Origin of the sequence: Amphritea sp. HPY (assembly GCF_050870985.1) — a bacterium.
Classification (GTDB): domain Bacteria; phylum Pseudomonadota; class Gammaproteobacteria; order Pseudomonadales; family Balneatricaceae; genus Amphritea.
Window position 1 is genome coordinate 2,498,805 of sequence record NZ_CP194015.1, and the last position, 26,235, is coordinate 2,525,039.

At 49.7% G+C, this 26,235-nt stretch carries 19 protein-coding genes; 8 read left to right on the top strand and 11 right to left on the bottom strand.

Annotated elements, in window-relative coordinates:
* Positions 1-305 precede the first annotated feature (305 nt).
* Positions 306-1,211 (bottom strand): TIGR01212 family radical SAM protein, encoded by a 906-nt coding sequence (locus tag ACQUQM_RS11225; protein WP_432474589.1) that lies wholly within the window; start codon positions 1,209-1,211, stop codon positions 306-308.
* 496 nt (positions 1,212-1,707) lie between these two features.
* On the opposite strand from ACQUQM_RS11225, the gene ACQUQM_RS11230 reads away from it, so the two are divergent.
* The 3 genes from ACQUQM_RS11230 to speB all read left to right on the top strand — a co-directional run bounded on the left by ACQUQM_RS11230 (position 1,708) and on the right by speB (position 4,930).
* Entirely contained in the window at positions 1,708-2,718 is a 1,011-nt protein-coding gene (locus ACQUQM_RS11230) for a TRAP transporter substrate-binding protein (protein ID WP_432474590.1), read from the top strand.
* A 151-nt stretch (positions 2,719-2,869) separates the two neighbouring features.
* Positions 2,870-3,808 carry a LysR family transcriptional regulator gene (locus ACQUQM_RS11235; protein WP_432474591.1) on the top strand — a complete coding sequence of 313 codons (939 nt, stop codon included), beginning with the start codon at positions 2,870-2,872 and terminating at the stop codon, positions 3,806-3,808.
* A 144-nt stretch (positions 3,809-3,952) separates the two neighbouring features.
* Positions 3,953-4,930, top strand: a complete 978-nt coding sequence (speB, locus tag ACQUQM_RS11240) for an agmatinase (protein WP_432474592.1) — start codon at positions 3,953-3,955, stop codon at positions 4,928-4,930.
* Between the two features lie 437 nt (positions 4,931-5,367).
* Here the strand turns inward: speB and ACQUQM_RS11245 are convergent, their stop codons facing one another.
* The 6 genes from ACQUQM_RS11245 to ACQUQM_RS11270 all read right to left on the bottom strand — a co-directional run bounded on the left by ACQUQM_RS11245 (position 5,368) and on the right by ACQUQM_RS11270 (position 16,169).
* A complete protein-coding gene (locus ACQUQM_RS11245) occupies positions 5,368-6,162 on the bottom strand; it encodes a glycosyltransferase (protein ID WP_432474593.1) in 795 nt (264 codons plus the stop codon).
* A 593-nt stretch (positions 6,163-6,755) separates the two neighbouring features.
* Positions 6,756-7,817: a calcium-binding protein gene (locus ACQUQM_RS11250; protein ID WP_432474594.1), complete on the bottom strand. Its 1,062-nt coding sequence runs from the start codon at positions 7,815-7,817 to the stop codon at positions 6,756-6,758.
* A gap of 1,560 nt (positions 7,818-9,377) precedes the next feature.
* Positions 9,378-10,376, bottom strand: coding sequence for a phosphate acetyltransferase (gene pta, locus ACQUQM_RS11255; RefSeq protein WP_432474595.1), 999 nt, complete (start codon positions 10,374-10,376; stop codon positions 9,378-9,380).
* Between the two features lie 307 nt (positions 10,377-10,683).
* Positions 10,684-12,447, bottom strand: coding sequence for a sulfoacetaldehyde acetyltransferase (xsc, locus tag ACQUQM_RS11260; protein WP_432474596.1), 1,764 nt, complete (start codon positions 12,445-12,447; stop codon positions 10,684-10,686).
* 412 nt (positions 12,448-12,859) lie between these two features.
* Positions 12,860-14,335 carry a PLP-dependent aminotransferase family protein gene (locus tag ACQUQM_RS11265; protein WP_432474597.1) on the bottom strand — a complete coding sequence of 492 codons (1,476 nt, stop codon included), beginning with the start codon at positions 14,333-14,335 and terminating at the stop codon, positions 12,860-12,862.
* A 442-nt stretch (positions 14,336-14,777) separates the two neighbouring features.
* Positions 14,778-16,169, bottom strand: a complete 1,392-nt coding sequence (locus tag ACQUQM_RS11270) for an aspartate aminotransferase family protein (protein ID WP_432474598.1) — start codon at positions 16,167-16,169, stop codon at positions 14,778-14,780.
* A gap of 402 nt (positions 16,170-16,571) precedes the next feature.
* On the opposite strand from ACQUQM_RS11270, the gene thiS reads away from it, so the two are divergent.
* The 3 genes from thiS to ACQUQM_RS11285 all read left to right on the top strand — a co-directional run bounded on the left by thiS (position 16,572) and on the right by ACQUQM_RS11285 (position 20,469).
* Positions 16,572-16,778, top strand: a complete 207-nt coding sequence (thiS, locus tag ACQUQM_RS11275) for a sulfur carrier protein ThiS (RefSeq protein ID WP_432474599.1) — start codon at positions 16,572-16,574, stop codon at positions 16,776-16,778.
* Between the two features lie 103 nt (positions 16,779-16,881).
* Positions 16,882-17,679, top strand: coding sequence for a thiazole synthase (locus tag ACQUQM_RS11280; protein WP_432474600.1), 798 nt, complete (start codon positions 16,882-16,884; stop codon positions 17,677-17,679).
* Positions 17,680-17,958: 279 nt separating this feature from the next.
* Entirely contained in the window at positions 17,959-20,469 is a 2,511-nt protein-coding gene (locus ACQUQM_RS11285) for an EAL domain-containing protein (protein WP_432474601.1), read from the top strand.
* 53 nt (positions 20,470-20,522) lie between these two features.
* Here the strand turns inward: ACQUQM_RS11285 and ACQUQM_RS11290 are convergent, their stop codons facing one another.
* A complete protein-coding gene (locus tag ACQUQM_RS11290) occupies positions 20,523-20,984 on the bottom strand; it encodes an Lrp/AsnC family transcriptional regulator (protein WP_432474602.1) in 462 nt (153 codons plus the stop codon).
* A gap of 156 nt (positions 20,985-21,140) precedes the next feature.
* Here ACQUQM_RS11290 and ACQUQM_RS11295 point away from each other — a divergent pair, with 156 nt between their 5' ends.
* Complete coding sequence (locus ACQUQM_RS11295; protein WP_432474603.1) at positions 21,141-22,085, top strand: DMT family transporter; 945 nt, start codon at positions 21,141-21,143, stop codon at positions 22,083-22,085.
* Here the strand turns inward: ACQUQM_RS11295 and rarD are convergent.
* Positions 22,082-22,966 (bottom strand): EamA family transporter RarD, encoded by an 885-nt coding sequence (gene rarD, locus ACQUQM_RS11300; RefSeq protein ID WP_432474604.1) that lies wholly within the window; start codon positions 22,964-22,966, stop codon positions 22,082-22,084. The two genes, ACQUQM_RS11295 and rarD, sit on opposite strands and share 4 nt — an antisense overlap.
* A gap of 443 nt (positions 22,967-23,409) precedes the next feature.
* Between rarD and ACQUQM_RS11305 the strand changes: the two genes are divergently transcribed.
* Positions 23,410-23,895, top strand: coding sequence for a group I truncated hemoglobin (locus tag ACQUQM_RS11305; protein WP_432474605.1), 486 nt, complete (start codon positions 23,410-23,412; stop codon positions 23,893-23,895).
* Positions 23,896-24,084: 189 nt separating this feature from the next.
* Here the strand turns inward: ACQUQM_RS11305 and ACQUQM_RS11310 are convergent, their stop codons facing one another.
* Together ACQUQM_RS11310 and ACQUQM_RS11315 are read right to left on the bottom strand one after the other, a co-directional pair.
* Positions 24,085-25,440, bottom strand: a complete 1,356-nt coding sequence (locus tag ACQUQM_RS11310; protein WP_432474606.1) for a uracil-xanthine permease family protein — start codon at positions 25,438-25,440, stop codon at positions 24,085-24,087.
* A 242-nt stretch (positions 25,441-25,682) separates the two neighbouring features.
* Positions 25,683-26,156 carry an Lrp/AsnC family transcriptional regulator gene (locus tag ACQUQM_RS11315; protein ID WP_432474607.1) on the bottom strand — a complete coding sequence of 158 codons (474 nt, stop codon included), beginning with the start codon at positions 26,154-26,156 and terminating at the stop codon, positions 25,683-25,685.
* Between the last annotated feature and the right edge of the window lie 79 nt (positions 26,157-26,235).

Below are 26,235 nucleotides of genomic sequence, written 5' to 3' on the forward strand. Positions count from 1 at the left end.
ATCCATTTGTAACCTGCAATACCCAAAGGGCACGATGTGCTCGGCTGCACAGAAGGGGAAGTATTTCCGTGCCAAGCGTACCTTACGCATTAATTTGTGAGGGCTAAGATGAAATATTCCTGTGGGAGGGGCGCCCTCGCCCCGATTATCGCCGCGAGGTGCGCCTCCTACAAAACCAGATCTTTCTTACGTAGCTGGAGGTAGTTGAACTGAATAATCCGATAAGAACGCTTTTTGTTTTTTCGAGCCACGAGCAAGCAGCTTGCTGCGTTCGAGCAACGAGCTACGCTCTCTTTTTCTAGCCACTAAGCGCTGCGCTTGCTGCCCTGCCCTCCACTTTCAACAAGCTTCTGAGCAATCTGGTTGAGCACCGGCCAGCGGTCATTACACCATTCCGGGGCCAGTAGTGTGGGTTTGCGGGCGGTGGCGGAGACCCGATGGAAGACCACGTCCCAGGGGGTCTGCTGAATCATCCTGGCGGCAACTTCAACGTAGTCATGCTGGGCAATGGCCTGTATCTCATTGTTCTTCCACTGCCGGGCCATCTGGCTGCCCCTGACGATATGCAGAGGATGCAGTTTAAGCCCTTCACAGCCCACATCTAGCACTCTTTCCAACGTAATCAGGCTGTCGGCAGGTGCTTCACCGGGCAAGCCGATAATCAGGTGGGTACAGATTTTCAGGCCGCGTAGATGCGCCCGCTTTACGGCATCGACATAAGCATCAAAGTGGTGCCCACGGTTGATCAGATCCAGGGTTTTATCAAATGAGGATTGCAGGCCCAGCTCCAGCCAGACTTCGTATCCCTGCTGCTGATAGTTCGCCAGTAGATCGAGGGTGGCATCGGGTACGCAATCTGGTCGTGTACCGACACAGATGCCAACAATATCAGTTGTCGTCAGGGCTTCTTCATAAAGCCGGCGCAGCTCTTCGACTTCTGCATAGGTATTGGTATAGGTCTGGAAATAGGCCAGGTAGCGTTTTGCCCGCATACCGGGTTTACTGTTTTCCAGCTGCTCACGGATGCTTAGCTGAGAACCGGTTTTACCATTGAATGAGGCATTATTGCAGAAGGTACAGCCTCCAAGACCCGATGTGCCATCACGGTTGGGACAGGTGAAAGATGCGTTGATCGTCAGCTTGTGGACCTTTTCGCCAAAGCGTGATTTCAGATCCCGTCCCAGACCATTGATATGTTCGTAAAGTTGCATGCTCTGTCTTCACCTTAAATCCGCGCTTCTTATCTACGCTAAAAAGTGAGACATCATATGCATCTGGCAATAATTCGCGTTGATATTAATCAGAAAGGCCAAATCTGGCTTAGGGAGGATTGCTGATAGGAGCGGAGCATTGGCTGAAATGTTGGGTTACGCTTCGCTAACCCAACCTACAGTTCTGCACAGAAGGGGAATAAATCCGTGCCAGACCCATCTTACTGAGTGTAAAGTTGTCTTTATCAAAGTGATTTTAAAAGAACGCTTTTGTTTTTTCGAGCTACGAGCAAGCAGCTCGCTGCGTTCGAGCCACGAGCTACGCTCTCTTTTCTAGCCACTGCTCCTTTATTGTTTCCCAAAGTTACAACTAAACAGCAGAAAGTTTGCATTTAATCACTCGAAAATTTGGCGCAGGATGATTTCAGACTTGTCATACAGGGCGGCTATTCCGCTACAGGTCTCTGGTGATAAACAAAATTACTCTGAGGTTGATATGAAGTATAAAAATAATAATGCCATAGCGTTATCCCTGACCACAGCACTACTGCTCGGCAGCAGCAGCGGTTTCGCTGCGACAACCTGGAAAATTGCCGGCGGTGATTCTGAAGGTAGCTCACAGCATGCATTTGGCCTGAAGTTTGTTGAGCAACTGGAAGCCAATACAAACGGCCAATTCAGTGGTCAGCTGTTCATGAGTAGTCAGTTGGGAAGCGAGCAGGATACTGTTGTTGAAGCTGGCCTTGGCACTCTGGACTTTTCGATTCTGGCGATTAATAACGTAACGCCATTCTCCCCTACCGTCGGCGTTTTTACCCTGCCTTATGTTATTCAAAGCCTCGAAGAAGCCGAGCTGCTGACCCAGGGCGAAGTCGGTGCCGAGCTGGTTGAAAATACAGTGAACGATGCCGGTGTGCGGATTGTTGGCTGGGCTTATACCGGATTCCGGGTACTGACAAACTCCAAGCAACCGATTGAAACCTTAGAAGATCTGCAGCAGGTCATTGTTCGGGTGCCGAAGAATGAGATTATGATCGATACCTATAAAGCCTGGGGAGGTAATCCGACCCCTATGGCCTGGTCGGAAACCTTCACAGCATTGCAACAGGGTGTCGTTGATGGCCAGGACAATCCCTATGTGACTGTCGACGCGATGAAATTCGATACGGTGCAGAAGTATGTGACAAATATTCGCTATATCTTCTCCATTGAGCCTCTGATCATGAGTGAAAGCGTTTATCAGGAACAAACACCTGAAACTCAGCAGGCAATTATTGAAGCGGGAAAAGTCGCCACCAAACATAGCGCAGAGTTCCTCACCGCTAATGAGGCACGGATCAAACAGCAACTCGTCGAGAAAGGCATGGTGATTAGCGATCCGGCAAACGGCGAGAAAGAATGGATAGAAAAAGCTACCACCGCAGTATGGCCGAAACACTATGACAGTATTGGTGGTAAGGACAAACTGAATCGCATCCTTCGCCTGCTCGGTCGTAACGAGGTTTGATCTGACTAATAGTTTAATCTGACTAAAAGCTTAACCGGTTAAAAAGGTTTAACCCGACTAAATAACCATTTCTGAGTTGCCTTGCAGGCTATGCCTGCAGGGCTTTTTTGGGTTAATCTGAGATGTATTCATTAACAATGATACCCAGCTTATGAAACGATCCAGCCTGTCAGGTCAAATTGCAGATGTCGACCTGAAACTACTGCGTATCTTTAAAACAGTCGTGGAATGCGGCGGTTTTTCAGCTGCTGAAGTCGAACTTAACATCGGCCGTTCAGCTATCAGCCGACAGATGTCCGATCTGGAAACCCGACTGGATATGCACCTGTGCCAACGGGGACGTTCCGGATTTCAGCTGACTGATCATGGCAAACTTGTCTATGAAGCCACCCAGGAGCTGTTAGTTGATCTGGAAAAATTCCGGGCTAACGTTAATGCCGTTCACAGCCGCCTGATTGGCGAACTGACACTGGGACTTACCGACAATATGCTCACCGATCCCAACTCGCCGGTGGTTGAGATATTGGGGGCATTCCACCAGCAGGAACCCGAGGTCAAAATTAATCTGCAGGTTGCCGCGCCGAATGAGGTCGAGCGGGCCATTATCGAAGGACGATTCAATATCGGCATAGTACCTCAGCATCATGATCTGCCGGGGTTGGAATACTATGACCTGTACTACGAAACATCACTGTTCTACTGTGGCCACAATCACCCCCTGTTCAGCGTTCCAACCGATCAGATCAACATCGATACTATCAGTCAGCATGATTTTATTGCCCCGGGTTACACCCATTCAGTCATGCTCAGAGAACAATTCCCACAGCTGAAGGCCAGCGCCACCTCATATCAGGTGGAAGGCATTGCCACCCTGATTCTCAGCGGCCAGTATGTCGGTTTTTTGCCTAAGCACTACGCAGCCCTTTGGAGTGACAAGCAGTTAATGCGGGCGCTGCTGCCCGATACCCTCAATTATAAAGTACCGTTTAAAGTCATTGTACGACGGGATTCCCGCCCCAACATGCTACGTCAGGCATTGCTCAAAGCCTTTAAAGAATTTGCTGCCGTCGGTACAAAAGACTCTCGTTAAAGGCGGGCCTATTGTTAAAGTCAGGCGGCCCGTAGTATTCATATTAGTTTCTAATTTGAGCAACTTTACCTGCGACATTTGCCATTTATTGCACAGACTTCAACTCATAAAGTAGACCTTTACTTAATGAGTTGAGGAACCAAAATGTCTGATCAACAAGAGCTTAGCTTCAGCCCTCTGGCTTCTGAAACCGTCCCCCGTTACGCCGGCATTGCAACCTTTATGCGCCTGCCCCATTACAGCATCGCTCAAGCTCCCCAGGCGGACATAGGTCTGTACGGTATTCCCTGGGACGGTGGTACAACCAACCGCGCCGGTGCTCGTCACGGTCCGCGACAGATCCGTGACGCTTCAGCCCTGATGCGCAAGGTACACCCGGTACTTAAGCTGAGTCCTTTTAAACTGGCTAACTGTGCCGACTTCGGTGACGCACCGGTCAACCCTTTACAGATAGAGCCCACCCTCGACATGATCGAACAGTTTGTCTCTGAGATGGTTGAACAGAATATTGTTCCGCTCGGGGCCGGTGGTGATCATCTGGTCAGCTTACCGGTACTGCGTGCGCTGGCAAAAAAGCACGGCCCTTTAGGCATGGTTCATTTCGATGCGCATACTGATACCTGGGATAAATATTTTGGTGATTGTAAGTATACCCATGGCACCCCATTTCGCCGCGCCATCGAAGAAGGGATCCTTGATCCAAAGCGGATTGTTCAGATCGGTATACGGGGCGGACTCTATAGCGAAAGCGACGATGACTGGGGCCTGGAACAGGGTATTCGGGTTATGCGTATGGAAGAGTTTACCGAACTGGGTGTAAACAAAGCGCTGCAAGTTGCCCGTGACGTGGTTGGGGATCAGGCTACCTATATCAGTTTTGATGTCGACTGCCTCGATCCGGTCTTCGCCCCGGGTACCGGCACCCCTGAAATAGGCGGTCTGACTACTGTAGAAGCGCAACAGATGGTGCGCGGCCTGCGCGGACTAAACCTTATTGGCGCAGACCTGGTAGAAGTCTCCCCGCCATTTGATCCAAGCGGTGCAACCGCTCTGGTGGGCGCAACCCTGATGTGGGAAATGTTGTGCCTTCTGGCCGAGAAAGTCGACCAGAAAAGGCTGTAAATAACGCCACAGTTAAATTTGCCTCTGCTATCAAACCAGCATCCTGCAGCGTTCAGGCAACGGCCTTTTCGCCTGCTCTGCCGTTTACAAAGCGTCCTGTGAGTGGGGCACTGGCATGCCCCTTAGAGTACCTCGCTACGAGACGCCCCCCCCCTTCTTACATAGTGGGGAGGAGCCGAACTGAATAACCCGATAAGAACGCTTTTAAGACTTTTTCTAGCGACTAGCTGGAGGGCTTGCCCTCCGTTCTAGCTAGCGGCGAAGCCGCGATCTAGCCACTGATCGAAACAGTTAATGGCTGGACAGGCATACTTTGATGCAAATTTATCAGGATATCAGGTCAGAGCACTGGCATGGAAAGGACATATATGTCCCTTAGTAAATTCAGCTACAACATGCTGTAAACCATGGTCTTTCTGGGCAGGCACAACGGTAAGTCACACCACATCATATCTTCGTTTCAGCTGCTCAATGAGCGAATTAAAGGAAAACGTATCATCCTTGCCTAACCCATCCCGACGCAGCATCTCGTTCCACAGATGAACTGCATATGTTCCAGAAAAGAGATCAGCCGAATCGGCAAAGGTATCATCAAAAATACTTTGCCAGCATGAACAGGTCACCGGATAAAACGCAATGAATGGCATCGCCTGATCCATCATCCCATGGTACTTTAGGGCATTGCTCAAACCACCCGGGCCGGTTTCCCCCCAAACCAGATCTCCCCTTTGATTGCCCTTGAGATACTTTCTGCGGCGCTTTCTCCAGACCGTCTTGCGGTTATCATAAGGCAATAGTTGGTTAGGATTACGGCATACAGCCTCCATATGCTTCATAAGCGAGTGGCCGGCTGGAAAACCGATCACTGCATTATTGACCCGCTGATTCTCCTCATAGCCGAAAACCACCGGCCGTTCAAAATCAAAGGGGCGTAAACACACTACATCCGTATCAATCCAATAACCACCACGCTCAAGTAGCAGCTTATAGCGAAACCAATTAGCAAAAGCAGCATATGACTTACGATTTTTATAAACAAAAATCTCACTCTCAGGGAGTATCTCACCCGCATCAGCCAGCACTACACCATCTGGTACATTATCTACCGGCCCATACGTATAAAGCGTCACATTATGGCCATTTACCACAAAAGATTTCAGGGAGAGGTGTTCCAGGATTGATAGTTTCTCACCTATCCATAAGGCTTGAAATTCAGACTTAACACTTAACATCTTTAATGCCCTTAAGCAGGTCTTGGCTCGACAAACGAAGTGGGAAAGGCGGCTAACAAAGTTGGACAAGCGTATCTTATATCACACATGCGATATCGCCTAAAAACCCATCAACTTTTTCTTGAAAATGAATTGTCTGAGGTCGAACTGACTATCTATCTGAAAGTAATTAAAAAAAATGGGGTCACTTCACAAAGGCGCGTTATTTTTCTACTTCACTCGCTTACATCATAAGCACACAGTTGACTACTCACCAAAACCTATAAAGAAGGCTTTTATGCTTTTTCTAGCTAGCAGGAAGGCTTACCCTCCGTTCTAGCTACTCGCAGAGCGATGATCTAGCATCTGCTTTTTAGCTTATTCTAGCCACTGAGCGAGGCGATCTGTAGGAGGGGTGCCCTCGCCGCGATTATCGCCGCGAGGGCGCGCCTCCTACAAAACCAATCCTCTCTTACGTAGCAAATAACAATCGACCCGGTAATACTCAAAAAGAACGCTTTTAAGGCTTTTTCTAGCTAGTAGCAAGCAGCGTAGCTGCGTTCTAGCGAGTCGAACTTGTTCTACGGTTCTAGCAACTAAGCGAAGCGCGTCAGCTATGTCCAGTAGCTTGTGGTTAATGTCGTTTCCCAGGTAGCTGAGTCAATCGCTGGATCCAGCGCAGAACCGACACCGGAGGGCACATCAAAACTTGCCATAGCAATGACCAGTGCATCGATATTGGCTTTATCGATGCTCAGGCCGCTATCCAGATTGATCGTTTCTACTTTAAACCTGTCGTCAACAAACCAGTCCAGGACTTTTACCTGATCGTCCGAATCGACAATGTTTATGACTAAGTGAGTGCCTTTTTTAGAAAACCAGAGCTGGCTGGCCTGGGACAGATCATCAAATATCAGAGTATCGGTATCTGTGTTCCCGGTCAGCCCGACATCGCGTACCAGATCCTGACCGCCCCCTGCTTTGAAATAGTATGTGTCTGAGCCTGTGGAACCTTTCAGGTGATCATTGCCAACATCGCCCCAGATCAGATCGTCACCAAAGCCGCCATCAACAAGATCGTCACCATTACCACCGTGGAGTTCATCATTGTCAAAGCCACCCCGGACGTTGTCGTTTCCATCCCCGGCATAGACTAAGTCATCACCATTACCTGCGATGATTCTGTCATCACCGGCACCCGCTTCAACATAATCGTTATCTTTGCCCGCGTTTATCCAGTCTTCGCCGTCACCACCATAAATAGTGTCATTTCCGCCTCCGGTCCAGATGGTGTCGTTGCCAACACCTGCGTCAACATAGTCATCGCCGGTGCCGCCGCCTATCCGATCGTTGCCGTCACCACCGCTGAGGGTGTCGTCACCGCTCGAACCAAAAACCCGATCATCACCTTCCCCTCCAACAACAGTGTCGTCTCCGGGGCCGCCGTTTAACAGATCATCTCCGGCATCACCATAGAGCTGATCGTTGTCATTACCGCCGTTTAAGTGGTCATTGCCATCACCACCATGGAGGGAATCGTCATTATCACCGGCATTGATCCGATCATTGCCGCCCTCGCCGTGTAGGCTGTCATCACCTTCGCCGCCTTGCAGCGTTTCAGGCTCTGCTGTACCGATAAGGGTATCATCCCCCGGCGTTCCTTTTATTTCAGTCATAGTTGCTCCCTGCATCTTTTCAAACAAGCGTTTATATTAGTGTGCCCTTATGTAAATGCAAGCACTATCGCTTTCCCAATATGGGACTGGAATATGGCGTAACCAGGGGGTGTAGAGATAGTTTTTTGGGACTTTCAAAAGGCTATGTAACGGGACATATATGGACGCCCCGGCACTGATCAGCATACCGGCACAACTACGATTAAAGACTCTTGCGTTGTAAGTCCGGTTAAAGACTCTTCTCATATCCAGCAATAACCACTAGTCAGTGGTTGTTGTCTGCGTTCTTAGTTTTTTCATAGGGAACTAAGAACATCCGCTTATTACCCCAATAGATAATCAGCCCTAAAACAAGATAACTGACAATTGCCGGAGCCAACCATCCCATATGCCCGAAGTAGAGTAGCAGTGTAAAAACTAAGGAGATGGTTGCTATGAATATACTAAGCGCTTGCCTCTTTTTTGTGTCTGTATCCGGTGTGAACAGACCCTCGCAATGGGGGCAAACTCGATAGTTAGCAAAGAACCCCGGATGGGGCAGCTTCCTCATACAAATCTCATGGCGACAATGGGGGCATGTGAGCACGGAATGAGACTCCTGACATTTTAATACAGAGATGCTGCGCATCGCTCAGCGCCAATCTGTAATTATTACCAATCATCGTATCAGGGGATGGGTGTTTATCAAGATTAGCTGGCAGGTGCTATATTCAGAAGGCTTTTTGCTTTTGATTTTTCTAGCCACTAGAAAGCGCGCAGAGGGTTCTAGTCACTGCAACATACCGCTTTGGAGTCTGCCTGACGGCTTGTTGGGCTTCGCTTCGCTCAAACCAACCTACAATTCTTACTAAGTGCAGAGTTTGCCCTGGCAGGCTCTATATTCAGAAGGCTTTTTGCTTTTGATTTTTCTAGCCACTAGCAAGCGCGCAGCGCGTTCTAGCCAGCCGCGAAGCGGCGATCCAGCCACTATTACTTACCGCTTTGGGGTCGGCCTGACGGCTTGTTGGGCTTCGCTTCGCTCAAACCAACCTACAATTCTTACTAAGTGCAGAGTTTGCCCTGGCAGGCTCTATATTCAGAAGGCTTTTTGCTTTTGATTTTTCTAGCCACTAGCAAGCGCGCAGCGCGTTCTAGCCAGCCGCGAAGCGGCGATCCAGCCACTATTACTTACCGCTTTGGGGTCGGCCTGACGGCTTGTTGGGCTTCGCTTCGCTCAAACCAACCTACAATTCTTACTAAGTGCAGAGTTTGCCCTGGCAGCTCTATATTCAGAAGGCTTTTTGCTTTTGATTTTTCTAGCCACTAGCAAGCGACGAAGTCGCATTCTAGTTAGTAAAGCACCGCAGCGCTCAGTTTACCATTCGTAGGAGGGACGCCCTCGTCCCGAGAATATACATAGTGCCAAATCAATCGCCACGAAGGCGTGGCTCCCACAAGTCTGAGTATTCACGCTTTTTCTAGCCACTAGCGAGTTGCGAAGCGACGTTCTAGCTAGCAAAGCTTGCTTTGCGATCTAGCGAGGGACGCATAGCGCCCCGGTCTGCTTTATCAGCGGTGCCGTTAAAGCGTTTGAGACTGTACTACGGTAATAGCGATTACATTCACCACATCGTTGGCACTGCAGCCGCGAGACAGGTCGTTGGCGGGTTTTTTCAGGCCTTGCAGAATCGGTCCAATAGCATCGGCCTTGCCGATCCGTTCGGCCAGCTTGTAGCCGATATTGCCCGCTTCAAGATTCGGGAACACCAGCACGTTAGCTTTACCCTGAGTGGCTGATTCTGCCACTTTACGTTCGGCAATTTCAGCTACGATAGCGGCATCAAGCTGGACGTCGCCATCGATCGCCAGATCCGGCATATGTTGCTTGACGATCTCGGTTGCTTCAACAACTTTATCCACCGCCGCATGGCTGGCACTACCGCTGGTAGAGAATGACAGCATAGCGACTCTTGGCTCTTCTTCAAGCAGAGTTCTGGCGCTGTTGGAAGCCGACATCGCAATCTGGGCCAGCTGCTCTTTATTCGGATCGATGACCAGACCGCAATCAGAGAAGATCACGCCACCTTTGAGTTCATGGAACGGTTCGCACAGCATCATCAGGAAGAAGCTGGAGATCATGCTGGCATTCTCTGCCATACCGATAATCTGGATAGCCGCGCGTACTGTATCGCCAGTGGTATACACCGCACCGCAGACTGAGCCATCAGCATCATCCAGATGCACCATCATCTGCGCATAATGCAGCGGATCCTGCATCAGCTCTACGGCCTTTTCCGGGGTCATGCCTTTGGCTTTGCGCAGCTCATAAAAGGCATCAGCGTAACGCTGTGCAGCATCGGAAGCGGTCGGATCTAATAGCGCGATAGCTTTAAGATCCAGCCCCAGCTCGACAGCTTTAGCTTCGATACTAGCAGCATTACCCAGCAAGGTAACATCGGCAATGCCCCGCGCAGTGGCAGTGACTGCGGCTTCAATAATACGGGGGTCTTCACCTTCAGCCAGAACGACTCGACGTGGATCTTCACTGGCGCGTTTGAAAATATTATTCAGGGCCTTCATGGTGATTCCTTTTTATTATTATCCGGGGCTGGATCTGGTGTGATTGGTATTGTTCAGTCAGCCTTTGAATAAGGCACTAAACAGTCGGATCAAACCGGATAAATGGGGTCCGGTAATAAAAGGCCTACCACTCGCTGGGAGAGTAGTATTGATCAGACTGTCAGTACCTTATTCAAAAGCCTCTGGTGCATAAAAACTGCTATTTCAGTGCTCTCTCACTACTATTTCGGGAAAAAAACCGAGAGCCGGATGGCCCTCGGTTTTCATATGCTCTTTATTCAGAGCATCTCTTTGTTACTAATGTCGCTTACTGGAAGTCTTTGTACTTATCCAGGTGACGAACTGGTCGGGACAGTGCGTCGCGGCGGAACGGATCGCCCAGCTCACGGGTACACATAATCTCAATTACAGTTGTCTTACGGTTTTCCATCTGATCGTTCAGCGCTGCTTTCAGAGCCGGACCAACATCTTCCAGCTTGTCTACAACTACGCCCTGCGCACCCATAGAACGTGCGATATCAGCAAAGCTAGGGTTTTCCAGCTCGCCGGCAACGAAACGACGGTTGTAGAAATCAACCTGGTTCTTCTTCTCAGCACCCCACTGACGGTTGTGGAATACGATCGAAGTCACAGGGATATCTTCACGTACGCAGGTCATGATCTCCATCATAGACATACCCCATGCGCCGTCACCAGCGTAAGAGATGCCCGGACGCTCTGGCGCAGCAACTTTAGCACCGATCATAGTAGGCAGTGCGTAACCACAGTTACCGAATGCCATCGCTGCGAAGAAAGAACGTGGACGTTCGAAACGCAGGTAGCTGTTAGAAACAGAGTTGATGTTACCGATATCAGTAGACACCATTACATCAGCAGGCATTGCTTTTTCAAGCTCACGCAGAACCTGACGTGGGTGCAGGTAGCTACCCTCTTCACCATTCTGCTGGTCGATCATCTCCATGGAGTAATCGTCGCGCTCGTGGATCCACTCGTCCAGTTCCTTCTCCCAAGACGCTTTCTCAGCTGCAACTTCAGCTTCACGCGCGGCACGGTTTTCCAGACACTTGGCAGGCTGGCCTTCCATCAGACCCATGATCGCTTTAGCTGCTGCTTTAGCATCGCCACAGATAGCAACGTCAACTTTCTTAACCAGACCCAGCATCTTAGGGTTGCAATCAACCTGGATGATCTTAGCGTTCTTCGGCCAGTAATCCAGACCGTGCTGTGGCAGTGTACCGAATGGTCCCAGACGGGTACCCAACGCCAGTACAACGTCAGCCTTAGCGATCAGTTTCATCGCTGCTTTAGAACCCTGGTAACCCAGAGGACCACACCAGTTAGGGTGAGATGCAGGGAATGAGTCGTTGTGCAGATAGCTGTTTACAACTGGCAGACCCAGCTGCTCAGAGATAGCAATTGCTTCGTCGAAAGCATCGCCGATTACAACACCACCACCGGAGATCATTACCGGGAATTCAGCGTTTGCCAGCAATTCAGCAGCCGCTTTCAGTGATTCTTCACCACCGGCAGCGCGCTCGATGCGGATCGGTGCAGGAATTTCACAATCGATATCGCCGTAGAACAAGTCACGTGGAATGTTCAGCTGAGTCGGGCCGTTTTCCAGCATAGCACGGTCAAAGCAGCGAGCCGTGTATTCAGCCATACGGGTGTTGTTGGTAACAGTTACCTGATACTTGGTAATTGTTTCGAAGAATGGCAGCTGTTGAGCTTCCTGGAAGCCACCCAGCCATTGTGTGTTAGTACCGGTCTCAGGCGTGATACATACAACCGGAGAGTGTGCCCAGTAAGCTGCAGCAATTGCAGTTACGAAGTTAGTGATACCAGGACCGTTCTGCGCAATACAAACACCGTGACGACCGGAAACACGAGAGTAACCGTCAGCCATGTGGCCGCCGCCTTGCTCGTGAACAACAGGGATCAGGCGGATGCCTGCAGGAGTGAAGATGTCCATCGCGTCCATAAACGCTGAACCCATGATACCGAAGCAGTCGGTTACACCGTTTGCAACGAGGGTTTCCACCATCGCTTCACTAGGAGTCATACGAGCCATATTTGAATTCCTTATTATTGTAATCGGGGTGGCAAAACCACCGCCAGAACCAGTTAATCGATTAAGCGCTGTAAGGCCTTAGGAACCTGCACCTTAAAGCAACGGTAACTTCCGTCCCGGTGGCATATGCAAAAAAAGCATTGCGTAAACGGATAACGTGCTTACAGATTAGGAGGGTGGCCCCAAACTCAGTAGAACCAGTTTTGAGGTATGCGTTGAGCCAGACAGAGAAAAGAGAGAAAATAGATATAAAACAAGTAGTTAGCATATGGAACCAGTTTCTGATCTGCGTCTAATCCAGATAATAAAAAGCGCTTCAGGATGTTGCAAATAATTGTGGGAGGCGCGCCTCGCGCCGATAAACTAACTCATCGCGGCGGGGCGCCGCTCCCACAAGCACTCAGCAGCTGATTCAGACCATCGAATGGATCAGTTCAGCCAGCCTTTTAATACCCGGCTCGATCCGATCGGTAGAGATAGAGGAGTAACCTAAGCGGAAATAGTTCTTCGGCGCAGGCTCTTCAAGGAAGTGCACGGTCCCCGACTCGATCAGGATGCTCTCCTCCTTCGCTAGCTTCTGCAGTTCATCTGCATCCAAACCTTCCGGACCTTTAACCCAATAACATGAACCACCAAAGGTTGGCAGGTTATGGGATTCAGGCAGGTACTTAGTCAGCGCCTCATCCATTGCCCGCCAGCGGGTCTGATAGTTGCGGGTAATATTCATAATCAGGGAATCGTGATAACCCCGCTCCAGAAACAGCGCTACTGAGCGCTGGTTGTTAGCCGCCGGATGGCGCACCATCAACCGTCGTAAAGCTCTTGCTTCGCGAATCAGCTCAGCCGGTCCGACCAGATACCCAAGTCGCAAACCCGGCGCCAGAGTCTTAGACAAGCTACCGATATAGATAACCCGGTCATTCTTATCCAGGCTTTTGAGCGCCGGAATCGGGTTTGACTTAAAGTTAGTTTCACTTTCATAGTCGTCTTCAATGATCAGGAAATCTTCCTCATCGGCACGGCGCAGCAGTTCATAGCGCCGCTCGATCGGCATCGTCACCGTGGTCGGGCACTGATGGCTCGGCGTGGTATATACCAGATCGCAACCTTTCAGCTGATCGTCCACCAGCATGCCGTCCTGGTCCACCGAAATAGGTTTAATCTGCGACGGATTAAGGCTGGCGATGTTGCGGATATCCACATAGCCTGGATTTTCCAGGCCGATAGTACTCTGATGATCCAGCAGTAACTTGGCGATCATATAGAGCGATTGCTGAGCTCCCACGGTAACCAGAATCTGATCTGCAGAAGCCCATACACCACGGCGCGGCAACAGTCGGGTGCGGATCTGCTCCACCAGCAAGGGGTCATCATTATCAACCCGGTCTGCTGCCCAGTCACTGATCGCGGGACCGCTCACCGCATCTCGGCAGCACTCGCGCCAGTTCACTGTTGGAAACAATGAGGCATCAAACTGACCGTAGATAAACGGATAAGTGTATTTCTGCCAGTCCCGTGGTTTAACTATATTGGTCTGGTCGCTGGGTCTGAGTTTGAAGCGTTTCTCCCAATCGGGAGGACAGGTTGCCTCAAACCCATCATCAGCACCCTGCGGCACTTCGGCCTTTACCTGGCCATTAAGAATATCCGGATTAACATAGTAACCACTGCGTTCTTTTGCGATCAGATAACCATCATCCAGCAAGTGCTCATAGGCAAGCACTACAGTATTACGGGCAACATTGAGTTGTTGAGAAAGCTTACGGCTGGAAGGTAACGGGCTATCTTGCGGTATATTCCCGTTGAGGATAGCCGAGGCTATCTGTTCCCGCAGCTGTTGCTGCAGGCTTCCGCCCTGCCCCGGGGTCAAATGAAAAAGCTGAAACATTGGCTCTGCCCTTAATCAGTAACGCATTGGTCTGAACCGGCAAACACAATTTAACCCTCATTGATCAGTTGATTCCCAGCAGCTGACAATGATTGATCGGGTTAAATACGGCGGTCATTGCGTTTTTAGTATAGTTAATCAGCGCTGTTTTTCAGCGAATAGATCTCTCTATGTTGTTGTTTTTATTTGAGAGACTCGTATATATATAGGAAAACAGGCTTTCCCTCCACCGAATACAACAGATATTTAATAACTGTTCTGACAAGAATAGTTATCAGCTCACTGCAACCCGGCCATATAACTCGTTTGTTGCAATGATTAATTTGAGGTAACAAAAATACCGGGATTACCACTGCCCGGTGGAGGCAGGCGGTAGTAATCCCGGTAGACGGACTTGCTAACAGACTGGCTGTTTATAAGTCAGACAATACCAATGGCAGTATTAAGCGTTTGGTGCCAGCTCAGCCAGCGCGTTATCAATCGCATCAACAATCTTGTCGATATCTGCCTGAGTAGCAATCAGTGCAGGAGCCAGACAGATAGTGTTGTTGAGCTCCTTAAACGAGCGGTTGGTACGTCCGATGATCACACCGTTTTGCATACAGTGAGCACCGATAGCCATACCCAGGCTCTCATCAACAGGCTCTTTAGTGGTACGGTCTTTAACCATTTCGAAGCCGGCAAACAGACCTTTACCACGTACATCACCGATTACATCGTACTTTTCCATCAGCCCGTTCAGACGACCCTTCAGGTATTCACCTTGTTGAGTAACGTTCTCCAGCAGATTCTCATCTTCGATGATCTGCATATTAACCAGAGCAGCAGCGGGACCCGCAGTACAACCACCGAAGGTGGAGATGTCACGGAAGTAATCCATGCGCGGATCTTCAGGCTCTTTGAACAGATCAAATACTGCTTCAGTAGTAACAGTACAAGAGATTGCCGCGTAGCCAGATGCAACACCTTTAGCCATAGTAACCATGTCTGGCTTGATGCCGTAGTGCTGGTAACCGAACCACTTACCGGTACGACCCAGACCACAGACTACTTCGTCGATGTGCAGCAGGATGTCATACTTCTTACAGATCTCCTGAACACGATCCCAGTAACCCTGAGGTGGCTCAATCACACCACCACCGGCTACGATAGGTTCAAGACACAGCGCACCGACTGTTTCAGGACCTTCTGCCAGAATTACCTTCTCAATCTGATCTGCTGCCCAGACACCATAGTTTTCAGCGTCAGAACCTTCCTGCGCACGGTATTCGCTGTTATGTGGCACTTCAACAAAACCAGGTGTGAAAGGTCCGTACTGGTTCTTACGCTCGAACTGACCCGTAGCACTCAGTGCAGTAATAGTCGTACCGTGGTAATCACGCTCGCGGAACAGAATCTTGTGCTTCACGCCGCCATACTTCTTCTCGGCGATCTGACGTACCATTTTGAACGCTTTCTCATTCGCTTCAGAACCGGAGTTAGAGTAGTAAACACGGCTCATACCCGGCATTTTTTCGATCAGTTTTTCAGCAAACTGCGCTGCTGGAACGTTACCGGCAGTTTGAGCAAAGTAGTTCATAGTGACCAGCTGATCACGTACCGCATCAGCGATTTCAGTACGACCATAGCCAACATTTACTGTCCATACTGCGCCGGATACTGCATCCAGGTATTCATTACCTTTGGCATCCCATACCCGCATGCCCTCACCCTTTACGATAACCATAGGATCACTTTCTTCATATGGTTTGTGCTGGGAAAGGTGATGCCAAACGTGTTTACGGTCGTTTCCAACAATCTCTTTAGCATCAAATTCGTTAGCGTTGTAAGTCATGCTTACCTCCTCTGAGGGTACTTTTATTTTTATGCAGAGGTGGGAGCTAAACTCCCTCTTCCGGCTTACTAAACTTTGTCCGATACCTTTACAGTCCAAAGGCATCGTTAACGTATGAAGGCAAAAACAGTTTTATCCTGCAGCCCGTCCATGACTCATAAGCTACTTGGCAACAGTAAAAACCAGTTAGAACCAGATACCAGCGATATATGATGCCAGCAACAACTGCGGGGCTTTCAGCCAGGTTAACAAATTCATATCGCCACCTTCACCGGATTGAAAAAGCTGGACTCACAAGCACCGGGAATCTGGTCCTTAAAGGCAGAGGCGATGTTTCCCAGTATGAGCAGAATCAAAATAATAAAGTGGCTGAACCCTTTTCGGCCCGATCTATGAGGTTCTATGATGATTCGACTAACCGTTAACGGCGAAAAGATGCAGCTAATCACTGCAGACAACCTGCAACAGCTTCTGGAAACATTGCGTATGAGCGAAAAACGCATCGCAGTAGAAGTAAACCAGGAGATCATTCCCCGCAGTCAGCATGCCGTGACCCGGCTACGTGAGGGTGATCGGGTCGAGATCGTACGTGCAGTCGGAGGCGGTTAGATCGACTGTCGGTCAGATCAGCTACAGCCAAATCGGCTGTCGGTTAATTGGGTGGCCACATTCCAAACAAAAACCAAATCTATCAAGAACTTAGGAGACAAGCATGACATCCGATATCGTTCTCAATGACCCTCTTATCGTAGGCGAGCGCAGCTTCAATTCCCGCCTGATGGTCGGCACCGGTAAATATAAGGACCTGAGCGAAACCGGCGCGGCAATCCGCGCCAGTGGTGCCGAAATTGTCACGGTTGCCCTGCGTCGGACCAATATCGGTCAGAATCCGGGCGAGCCGAATCTGTTGGATGTCGTGCCACCGGACGAGTTCTGCATCCTGCCGAATACAGCCTTCTGCTATACCGCAGAAGAAGCGGTACGCACCTGCCGCCTGGCACGGGAACTGCTCGATGGCCACAACCTGTGCAAACTTGAAGTACTGGGTGATGACAAGACTTTGTACCCCAATGTCACCGAAACCCTTGCGGCCGCAGAGACCCTGATAAACGATGGCTTTCAGGTGATGGTTTACACCAGTGATGATCCTTTGATTGCAAAGCGCCTTGAAGAGATGGGCTGCGTTGCAGTGATGCCTTTAGGGGCGCCAATCGGCTCGGGTCTTGGCCTGCAGAATACCCATAACATCCGCCTGATTCTGGAAAACGCTAATGTACCCATCATTGTCGATGCAGGCGTGGGGACTCCATCAGATGCAACCCTTGCGATGGAGCTGGGCTGCGAAGGCGTGCTGATGAACAGTGCCATCGCCCATGCCCAAAATCCGGTGCTGATGGCCCAGGCGATGCGTAAAGCGGTTGAGTGTGGTCGCGAAGGCTATCTAGCCGGCCGAATGCCGCGTAAAGCTTACGCCAGCGCGTCATCTCCGATGGAAGGGGTGATCGGTTAAGTCAGCTCCCTATATCCACAGATCTATCCGCCCTGCAAATCCAGACAGGGCAAACAATGTGTCAGATCATCTTCCTTACATGATCTGGCACAACTCTTAACGACATAGCTTGCTGTAGTATTCGAACAATTTATTCAGATCCAATTTCTAAATGATTTTGTTTTAATAATACTGAAACAATTCCACCATTTTGGGTATCGGGCCGCTTCTACCGTTTCAAAAGAACGTGCTAATATCCGCCAAATTTTCAAACTCACGCAACCTAATCAAGATCGGATAATGTCTCAGCTTCCCAACCTGAAAAATGATCTGCTTACACGCCATATAGCCCGGACAGATCTGATTACCTGTTCTCCTCAATCCAGCGCGGAACAAGCGATCCGCCTGATGGCTAAACACCGTATTGGCAGCATCATCGTCTGTGACAAAAACCTGCCGATCGGCATAGTGACACGAGCAGATGTAATTAGTCTGGTACAACAGGACAGAGACATCTCAACCACTGAGCTGCAGCATTTTATGTCCAGCCCGGTAACCACCATCGACTATGATGTACCGATCGACGAAGCCAGCGCCTTACTGGTTGAACAGCAGTTAAGGCATCTGGTCGTGGTTGATGAGTTCGGAATCCTGTTTGGAATCCTGTCTGAAAACGATGTCGTCAATAGTCAGGGCATGGAGTACGACCTTTTCCTGCGCACGGTCGCCGATGTTGCGAATAAAACACCGCTGAAATTATCGCTTGATCTGACCCTGAAAGATGCCATCAAAGCACTGCAGAACTCTAAACAATCAGCGCTTCTGGTCACCCGGCAGGAACAAGCTTTCGGTATTCTCACCGCTAAAGATGTCATCGCAATGCTGGCCCGGGGCCTGATTGATACCCGGCTGGGTGACTGTTGCAGCAACAGCCTTATAGCCGTCAGGCAAAATAGCAGCCTATACAGCGCACGAAAAATATTCCGCCAGCATGGTTTCCACCATCTGGCTGTGAAGGATGCCAGCGGCGCCATTACCGGCCTGCTTTCCTATAATGATATTCTGCGCAGCGCTGAATTGGATTATGTGCGGCAGCTACGGGAATTGCTCGAGGAACGGGATCAGGCACTGGAGCTATCACTGCATAATCTAAAACTGGCCCAGCAGGTGATCGATACTTCGATGGAAGCGATCGTCATAACCGATAAACATGCCCGGATCCAGCGGGTAAATCCGGCATTTACTGAGATTACCGGCTATAAGAGATCCGATGTCCTGGGCAGGAATCCTAATATACTTAGCTCCGGTCGGCATAACGCTGAATTCTATACAACTATGTGGCATAGCCTGATCCAGAACGATTTCTGGCAGGGCGAGATCTGGAATAAACGCAAAGACGGCACAATTTTCCCTGAATGGCTTAGCATCACAGCCATCAAAGATGATAACGGCGACATCAGCCAATACGCTTCAATCTTCTCCGACCTCACCGAGATAAAGAAATCAGAAGCCCGCATCAAACGCCTGGCTTACTTCGATGAGCTGACCCGCCTGCCCAATCGCAAACTGTTTAATGATCGGCTTCATCTTGCGCTTAGCTATGCCAAAGAACATGACCATCAGGTGGCTCTGGCCTACATCGACCTGGACTACTTTCAGCGCATCAACGACCTCTATGGTCACGATACAGGCGACCAGGTACTGCAGGAGATTGGCCGGCGTATAGAAGAGCAAATGGATGAAGGCGACACCGTCGCACGGTTTGGTGGCGATGAGTTCAACCTGATTCTTACCGATATCAATGGTAATCAGGCCATAAGCGCGCTCCTCAGCCGATTGCAAAACGCCGTTAATCAACCGATCCTGATTAAAGGGGTGCAGATTAAGGCCACTATCAGCATCGGGGTCAGCTTTTTCCCCGGTGATGCGGACAACGCAGAAGAGCTGCTGCAATGTGCCGATTCGGCAGTGCACCAGGCAAAAGACTTTGGCCGCGACAGCTTCCGGTTCTTCTCTTCGGAGCAGCACCGGCAGATCCAGTCTCGCTACCAGATGGGAAATGATCTGCAGCAAGCACTTGTGAATAATGAATTTGAGCTTTATTACCAGCCTAAAGTCTGTGCTCATACCCGTCTGACCCAGGGTGCCGAAGCACTGCTGCGCTGGAAACACCCCACGCTTGGCTTTGTTTCCCCTGCCGAATTTATTCCACTGGCTGAAGATATTGGCCTGATCGAGAAAATTGGCAACTTTGTGCTCTATGAAGCGACTCGCCAGGGGGCAGAATGGTTCCGGCAAGGCATAGAACTCCCTATCGCGATCAATGTATCAGCTAAGCAGATGCTGGACCGCAATATTGCCCATCGGATTATCAATCAGCTTAAAAATGAAGGCCTGCCGCTCCATCTGTTCTCGATTGAATTAACGGAAACCAGCTTTTTGCACTGCCTGGAAGAAACCCAGGCAACCATCAGCACATTGCGTGCGGCAGGTATCGAAGTGGCGATCGATGACTTTGGTACCGGCTATTCCAGTCTCAGTTATATACGCAACATGGCGTTGGATGTGCTCAAGATCGACCGTAGCTTCCTGATCAATATCGATAACAGCGACGTTGACCGCAAAATTGTGGCATCAATTATCCAGATGAGTCAGGTAATGGGCCTGAAGGTGGTTGCCGAAGGGATAGAGACAGAAGTCCAGTTCGAACTGTTGCGTGAGCTGAACTGCGATCTGATTCAGGGTTACCTGATGGCCCGGCCAATGCCTGCTGCCGAGTTCCATGACTGGCACCTAGGTCAGCAGGGCTAGCAACTCCTGATTGTTTTACCTCACATCCTACTGTGAGGGCGAATTGAAATTAGTCATAACTTCAGCGGTAGTGGTGCCCCTCTTTTCACCGAACGAAGGGCAAAATTACTTTCTATCTCCCGCACCATATCCAGACTTTGCAGCTGCCGAACCAGCAGATCGTAATCCTCAAGATCCCGGGTCACTACTTCCAGCAGATAATCAGCGGAACCGGAAACAGTACTGGCGCTAACCACCGCAGTCATCTCCTGAACCGCCTGTTCGAATCCGTTGACCGAGTCGGAACTGTGATCCTGCAGTTTGATCTGCACAAACACGGTCATCCCCATGCCAATATGCTGACGGTTGAGCAGCGGACGATAGCCTTCTATCACTTTTTCATCCTCCAGCCGGCGTAAACGACGCAAGCAAGGGGAAGGTGACAGGGCAACTTGCTCAGCGATCTCGGCATTGCTCAGTCGGCCATCCTGTTGTAGCAAAGAAAGGATTTTCAGATCGGTCTCATCAATTTTCATTTACTGGCACTTTATTCCAAAAACCTAACAGTAATTAAAACTATCAGCTAATTTCTTATTAAAATCAATATAACATAACAACTTTTCACTTTTACTTTTCTTCCATAATAAGCCCCTGCTAAACACCACAACCGGTTTCAACAGGAAGCTCTTCAAATGCACAACTATCGCGGCGAACCGACAATCAATCTGGCAGGCATTGCAGCCATGCTGGTTACTATTATTATCTGGGTCGGTTTCCTGCTCTCACTAAGGGCAGAAACACAATCTTCGCTAACGCCGACCGACCTGGGCCTGATGCGATTTGCCATACCTGCCCTGATCTTCCTGCCCTGGTTGATCACTGGATGGCAGCGCATCTGTCGGGTTCAGTTTCGCTACCTGCTGATGATAGCAATCGGTGGTCTGCCTTTTTTCTATCTGGTATCACTGGGCAGTCAGTTTGCCCCGGCAGCCCACGCCGGAGCCCTGGTTCCTGGTACCGCACCATTGTTTGTCACCGGTCTTGCAGTGCTGGTATTTAAAGAACCACTGCCGCGTAACAGACTGTTCGGGCTGGGCGCTATAGTACTGGGCATTATGGTGCTACTGGCTAACGGCCTGTTTAACCCTGACTCGGGTTACTGGCGGGGTCATCTGGCTTTTCTGGCTGCCAGCCTGGTCTGGGCAATCTACACCCTTGGTTTGCGGGTGGCAGGTATCAACGCTCTGCAGGCGACGGCCCTGCTCTGCTGTAGCGCCTGCGTTGGTCTGCTTATATCGCTACTGGCAGGATGGGGGAAAAGCACAATGGTGGACAGCAACTGGCAGGCACTATGGCCCTTCCTGCTGACTCAGGGCATCGGTGCGGGTGTCATCGGCGGGGTAACTTACGGCATCGCTATAGGTAAACTCGGTGCGGAAAAAACAGCGGCTCTGGGCTCCCTGACGCCTGCGTTTGCGACCGTTGCCGCAGTACCGTTACTCGGTGAAGCGTTCAGTGCCAGTACTTTAGCCGGTGTGAGTATTATAATGATTGGTGTAATCCTGGCCAGCGGCATCAAATGGCAACGCGCAGAAGCGAAACAAGGTTCCATCACTGACTTAAAAACTAATAGCTAAGATACTGTACGAGAACGTCTGAGACTATCTGCAGCAAACACAATAAAGCCGACCCAAACTAACGCAAAGGTAATTAGACGCTCGGCATCAATGGCTTCCTTAAACACGAAAACAGCCAGCAGAAAGTACAGCGTGGGTTCAATATATTGCATGACCGCTATCGTCGTCAGGCTCTTCATCCGGGCGACACCGAAGGCGAATAACCCCAGTGGCAGAATAGTCATCGGGGCGGTCAGCATCAGCAACATACGAACGTCCCCCTCATCCGCCGCATAGTGGGTATTGCCGCCCATACCGATCAGGTAAAACAAGGCAAACGGAATCATCAGAATAACCTCCGCACTCAGCCCATTCAGGGTATCGATCCTTACCTGCTTCTTAATCAGGCCATAGCAGCCAAACGACACCGCGATACCAATGGTCAACCAGGGAAAAGCATCAAGGTTCAGGCAAGCGTAGATAAAACCGCCAAGGCAAAACAGTAACGCTACCAACTGATAAGGCGTTAACTTCTCTTTCAGGTAAAACACCCCGATCAGGATGCTGATCAATGGCGTCAGAAAGAATGCAAGGCTGACCATCAGCACCTGCCCATGGGTCACACCCCAGGTGTTCAGATACCAGCTAATTGATATACAACCGGTCGACAGAAACAACCAGAAGAAGGTCTTTGGCTCCAGCAGCAGCTTAAACACCCGGCAAGGGGTAACAGTCACCCACAATAAAAGCGCCATCATCGGCACCGACCATAGCACCCGGTGGGCAAAGATCTCCAGCGCCTCAACGCCCCGCAGATGCTGATAAAAAAGAGGCATTAAGCCCCACACAAAATAGGCCGAAGTCGTCCAGAAAAGACCACCCTGGCTGTTGCTTTGTTGCATACAGAAAACCAGAAAACCCAATCGAAAGTAGAAGCAGGAAGCGGCATTATCCGGAGATTGACACAGGGATCAATTCAAGTTTTTTTAATTAACTATCAAAACGGCTTATATACCCTTATCGGGGGATGGGGCAGTAGCTAGACCGCCGCTTCGCGACTAGCTAGAACGGAAGGCAGGCATTCCTGCTAGTGGCTAGAAAAAGCGTTCTTAACAGGCACCGATCAGACGTTAAATACAGCCCTTCGTAGATGGTAGGTTGGTCTGAGCGGAGCGATGCCCAACAATTCATTCTAAACATTATTTCTGCTCTCTACTCGGATCTGAATGGGTAAATATAAGAACAAACCTGCCAGGTATAGCCAGGCTGCAGGCTGGCAGAAGTCCGGTGAATGACTACGATGTAGAAGCAAGTTGTCAAAGTACAATATGAAGAGGAGGTCAAAATGGCTATTCACAGCTTGAACCTCATTACTAAGATCGTTGTTACAGGAATCCTGATTTTCGGATTCAACACAACATTCGCACAAAGCAGTTCCGAAGCAGAGCAACCATCTCTGTACGATCGTTTAGGTGGTCTTGCCCCTATTACCGTCGTAGTCAGTGATTTTCTTGATGCCTTAGTGCCAGACGCGACCCTCAATGCAAACCCAGCCATTGATGCCGCACGCAAGCGTGTCCCTACACCTTATTTGAAATACCGGGTATCCGCTCTGGTTTGTCAGGTTTCTGGCGGACCATGCCAATACCAGGGCCGGGCCATGAAAGAGTCGCATACTCATCTCAACATTACAGAGACAGAGTGGGCGCGAATGGTGACCATTTTCAGGGAAGTTCTGGCAAAGAATAATGTTCCGGAAAAGGAAGGTCAGGAGCTTATTGATATCATTGCTTCAACGAAAGCCGATATTGTCGCTTCTGCTGCAGAATGAAGGGACTGGTAATAGAACAGGTTCAACTCATAGCTTTATCCTGCTTTAACGGCCACCTTACAAAGCACTGACCGTGATATTTATAAAGCAGGATGAAGTGCCTTGCGGGTATTGCAGAGCATAAAAAATTAGCTGCCAGGATCCGATTTCTACAAACCAGACCCCTTTCCCGGCATTCAGTGAAATCACTTATTCATCCAGCTCTTCAGGCAGAGCCAGATTGAGGATGATTGCAATTGCTGCTGCAGGGAGAAGACCGGATGTTAATAATATTTTCAGAGTTGCAGGAAGGTGCTGCAGGGCATCCGGGACCATTTGAAGGCCAAGACCTATGGACAGGGCCACCGCAAAGATCACCATGTTACGACGATTCCAGATAACGCTCGAAAGCATATTGATACCGGCAGCAGCCACCATACCAAACATGACAATTACCCCCCCGCCAAGAACTTCAATCGGAATAGTGGAAATAAAAGCTCCAACCTTAGGAACAAAGCCACAAATGATCAGGAAAATTGCTCCGATAGTCACTACGTGCCGGCTCATTACACCCGTCATGGAAATGAGCCCCACATTCTGACTGAAAGAGGTATTGGGTAAGCTGCCAAAAATTCCTGCAATGGCGGTTCCCAATCCGTCTGCAAATGTTGCCCCGCTGATTTCCTTATCGGTTGCTTCACGCCCGGCACCGCCTTTGGTAATACCAGAAACATCACCTACAGTTTCAATCGCAGAGATGACTGCCATAAAACAGAAACCGAGAATAGCCGCAGTATTTGCTTCAAAGCCCCATTTGAAGGGCACAGGCGCCATAAACAGATCGGCCTGGTGAATATTACTGAAATCGACTTCACCCATAATCAACGCAACGATATAGCCAACAAAAAGCCCGATAAGAATGGCCGCGACTGACACTATCCCTTTACAGAAAAATTTAACGCCAATCGTGACGAGGATTACGATTAATGCCATAGACCAGCTTTTCAGACTGCCAAACTCAGGTGTGCCTATAGCAGGTACCCCGCCGGCCGCATATTGAATACCCACCTTAACCAGCGCAAGGCCGATCATCAGTACGATAAGGCCGGTAACCAACGGTGGCAAAGCAAAGCGAATGCGGCCAATAAAGGTACCTATCAAGAAGTGAAAACACCCTCCTATAACAACCCCACCCATCAATGCACCAAGGGTCGTAATTCCCTGCCCTGCTACCAGCGGAATCATAATGGGAAGAAAGGCAAAGCTTGTGCCTTGTACAATAGGTAACCGAGCTCCCACAGGCCCCATGCCGATGGTCTGGAATAACGTTGATATGCCGGCAAAAAGAATCGACATCTGAATCATATAAATGAGATTAAAAAAATCGGGGGAGTTTGAACCAAAGCCAAAACCAGCTGCTCCGGCCACAATGATTGCAGGTGTCACATTACTGGTAAACATCGCCAGAACATGCTGAATCCCCAACGGGATTGCCTGAGCAAGCGGCGGGGTGTAATCAGGATTTTTAAGTTGTTCGACGCTTCCTAATGCTGAATTTCGCCTCATACCGCACCATAATATTTACACTTATTATCTGAAATCACGCTCTAAGTGGAACAACATGCTTCCCTATCGGCCGATTCTATTAATGTCTTTGATTATAGTCTCTGGAGAGACGAACGATTTGAACATGATATTCAGGCGCACTCCTTGCCCACCAGGAAGATGCAGAACGCTCTACCTGCCATCTGGTATCTCACAGTAGCGGGCCTGCTAACTGCAGATTACAGGAACGTTAAGGACCGGTATCAGAGATCATCCAGCGGTAACTGGGTGGTGTTTTTAACCTCGGTCATAGTGATATTGCTTTGTGCTTCCTGAATATGGGGGAGCTGCAGCAGTCGACGGCGCAGAAACTGCTCGTAGGACTCAATATCTTTAGTCACGACTCGCAAGGTGTAATCCATGCCACCGGATATAGTCCAGCACTCGAGCACTTCAGGAAAGCTGACAATGGCGGCTTCGAATTCATTAAGCATATTCCAGCCGTGGGCGGAGAGTTTGATATTCACAAACACCACGATACTCAGCCCCAGCTTCTGCCGGTCCAGTAGCGCTACCCGGTTTTTGATATAACCCTCTTCCTGCAAGCGGTTAATCCGTCGCCAACAGGGGGATTGTGACAAGCCAACCCGATCGGCCAGCTCAGTGGCAGACAAGTTAGCATCCCGTTGCAATAACTGCAGTATTTTACGATCGATATTATCCAATGATTGCGTCATATTAAAAATTGTTTGCTAAGAGTTAACGAAATATTAGCAGCTTTATGCGTTACAGATTAGGGAGCCGAGGTAATCGACA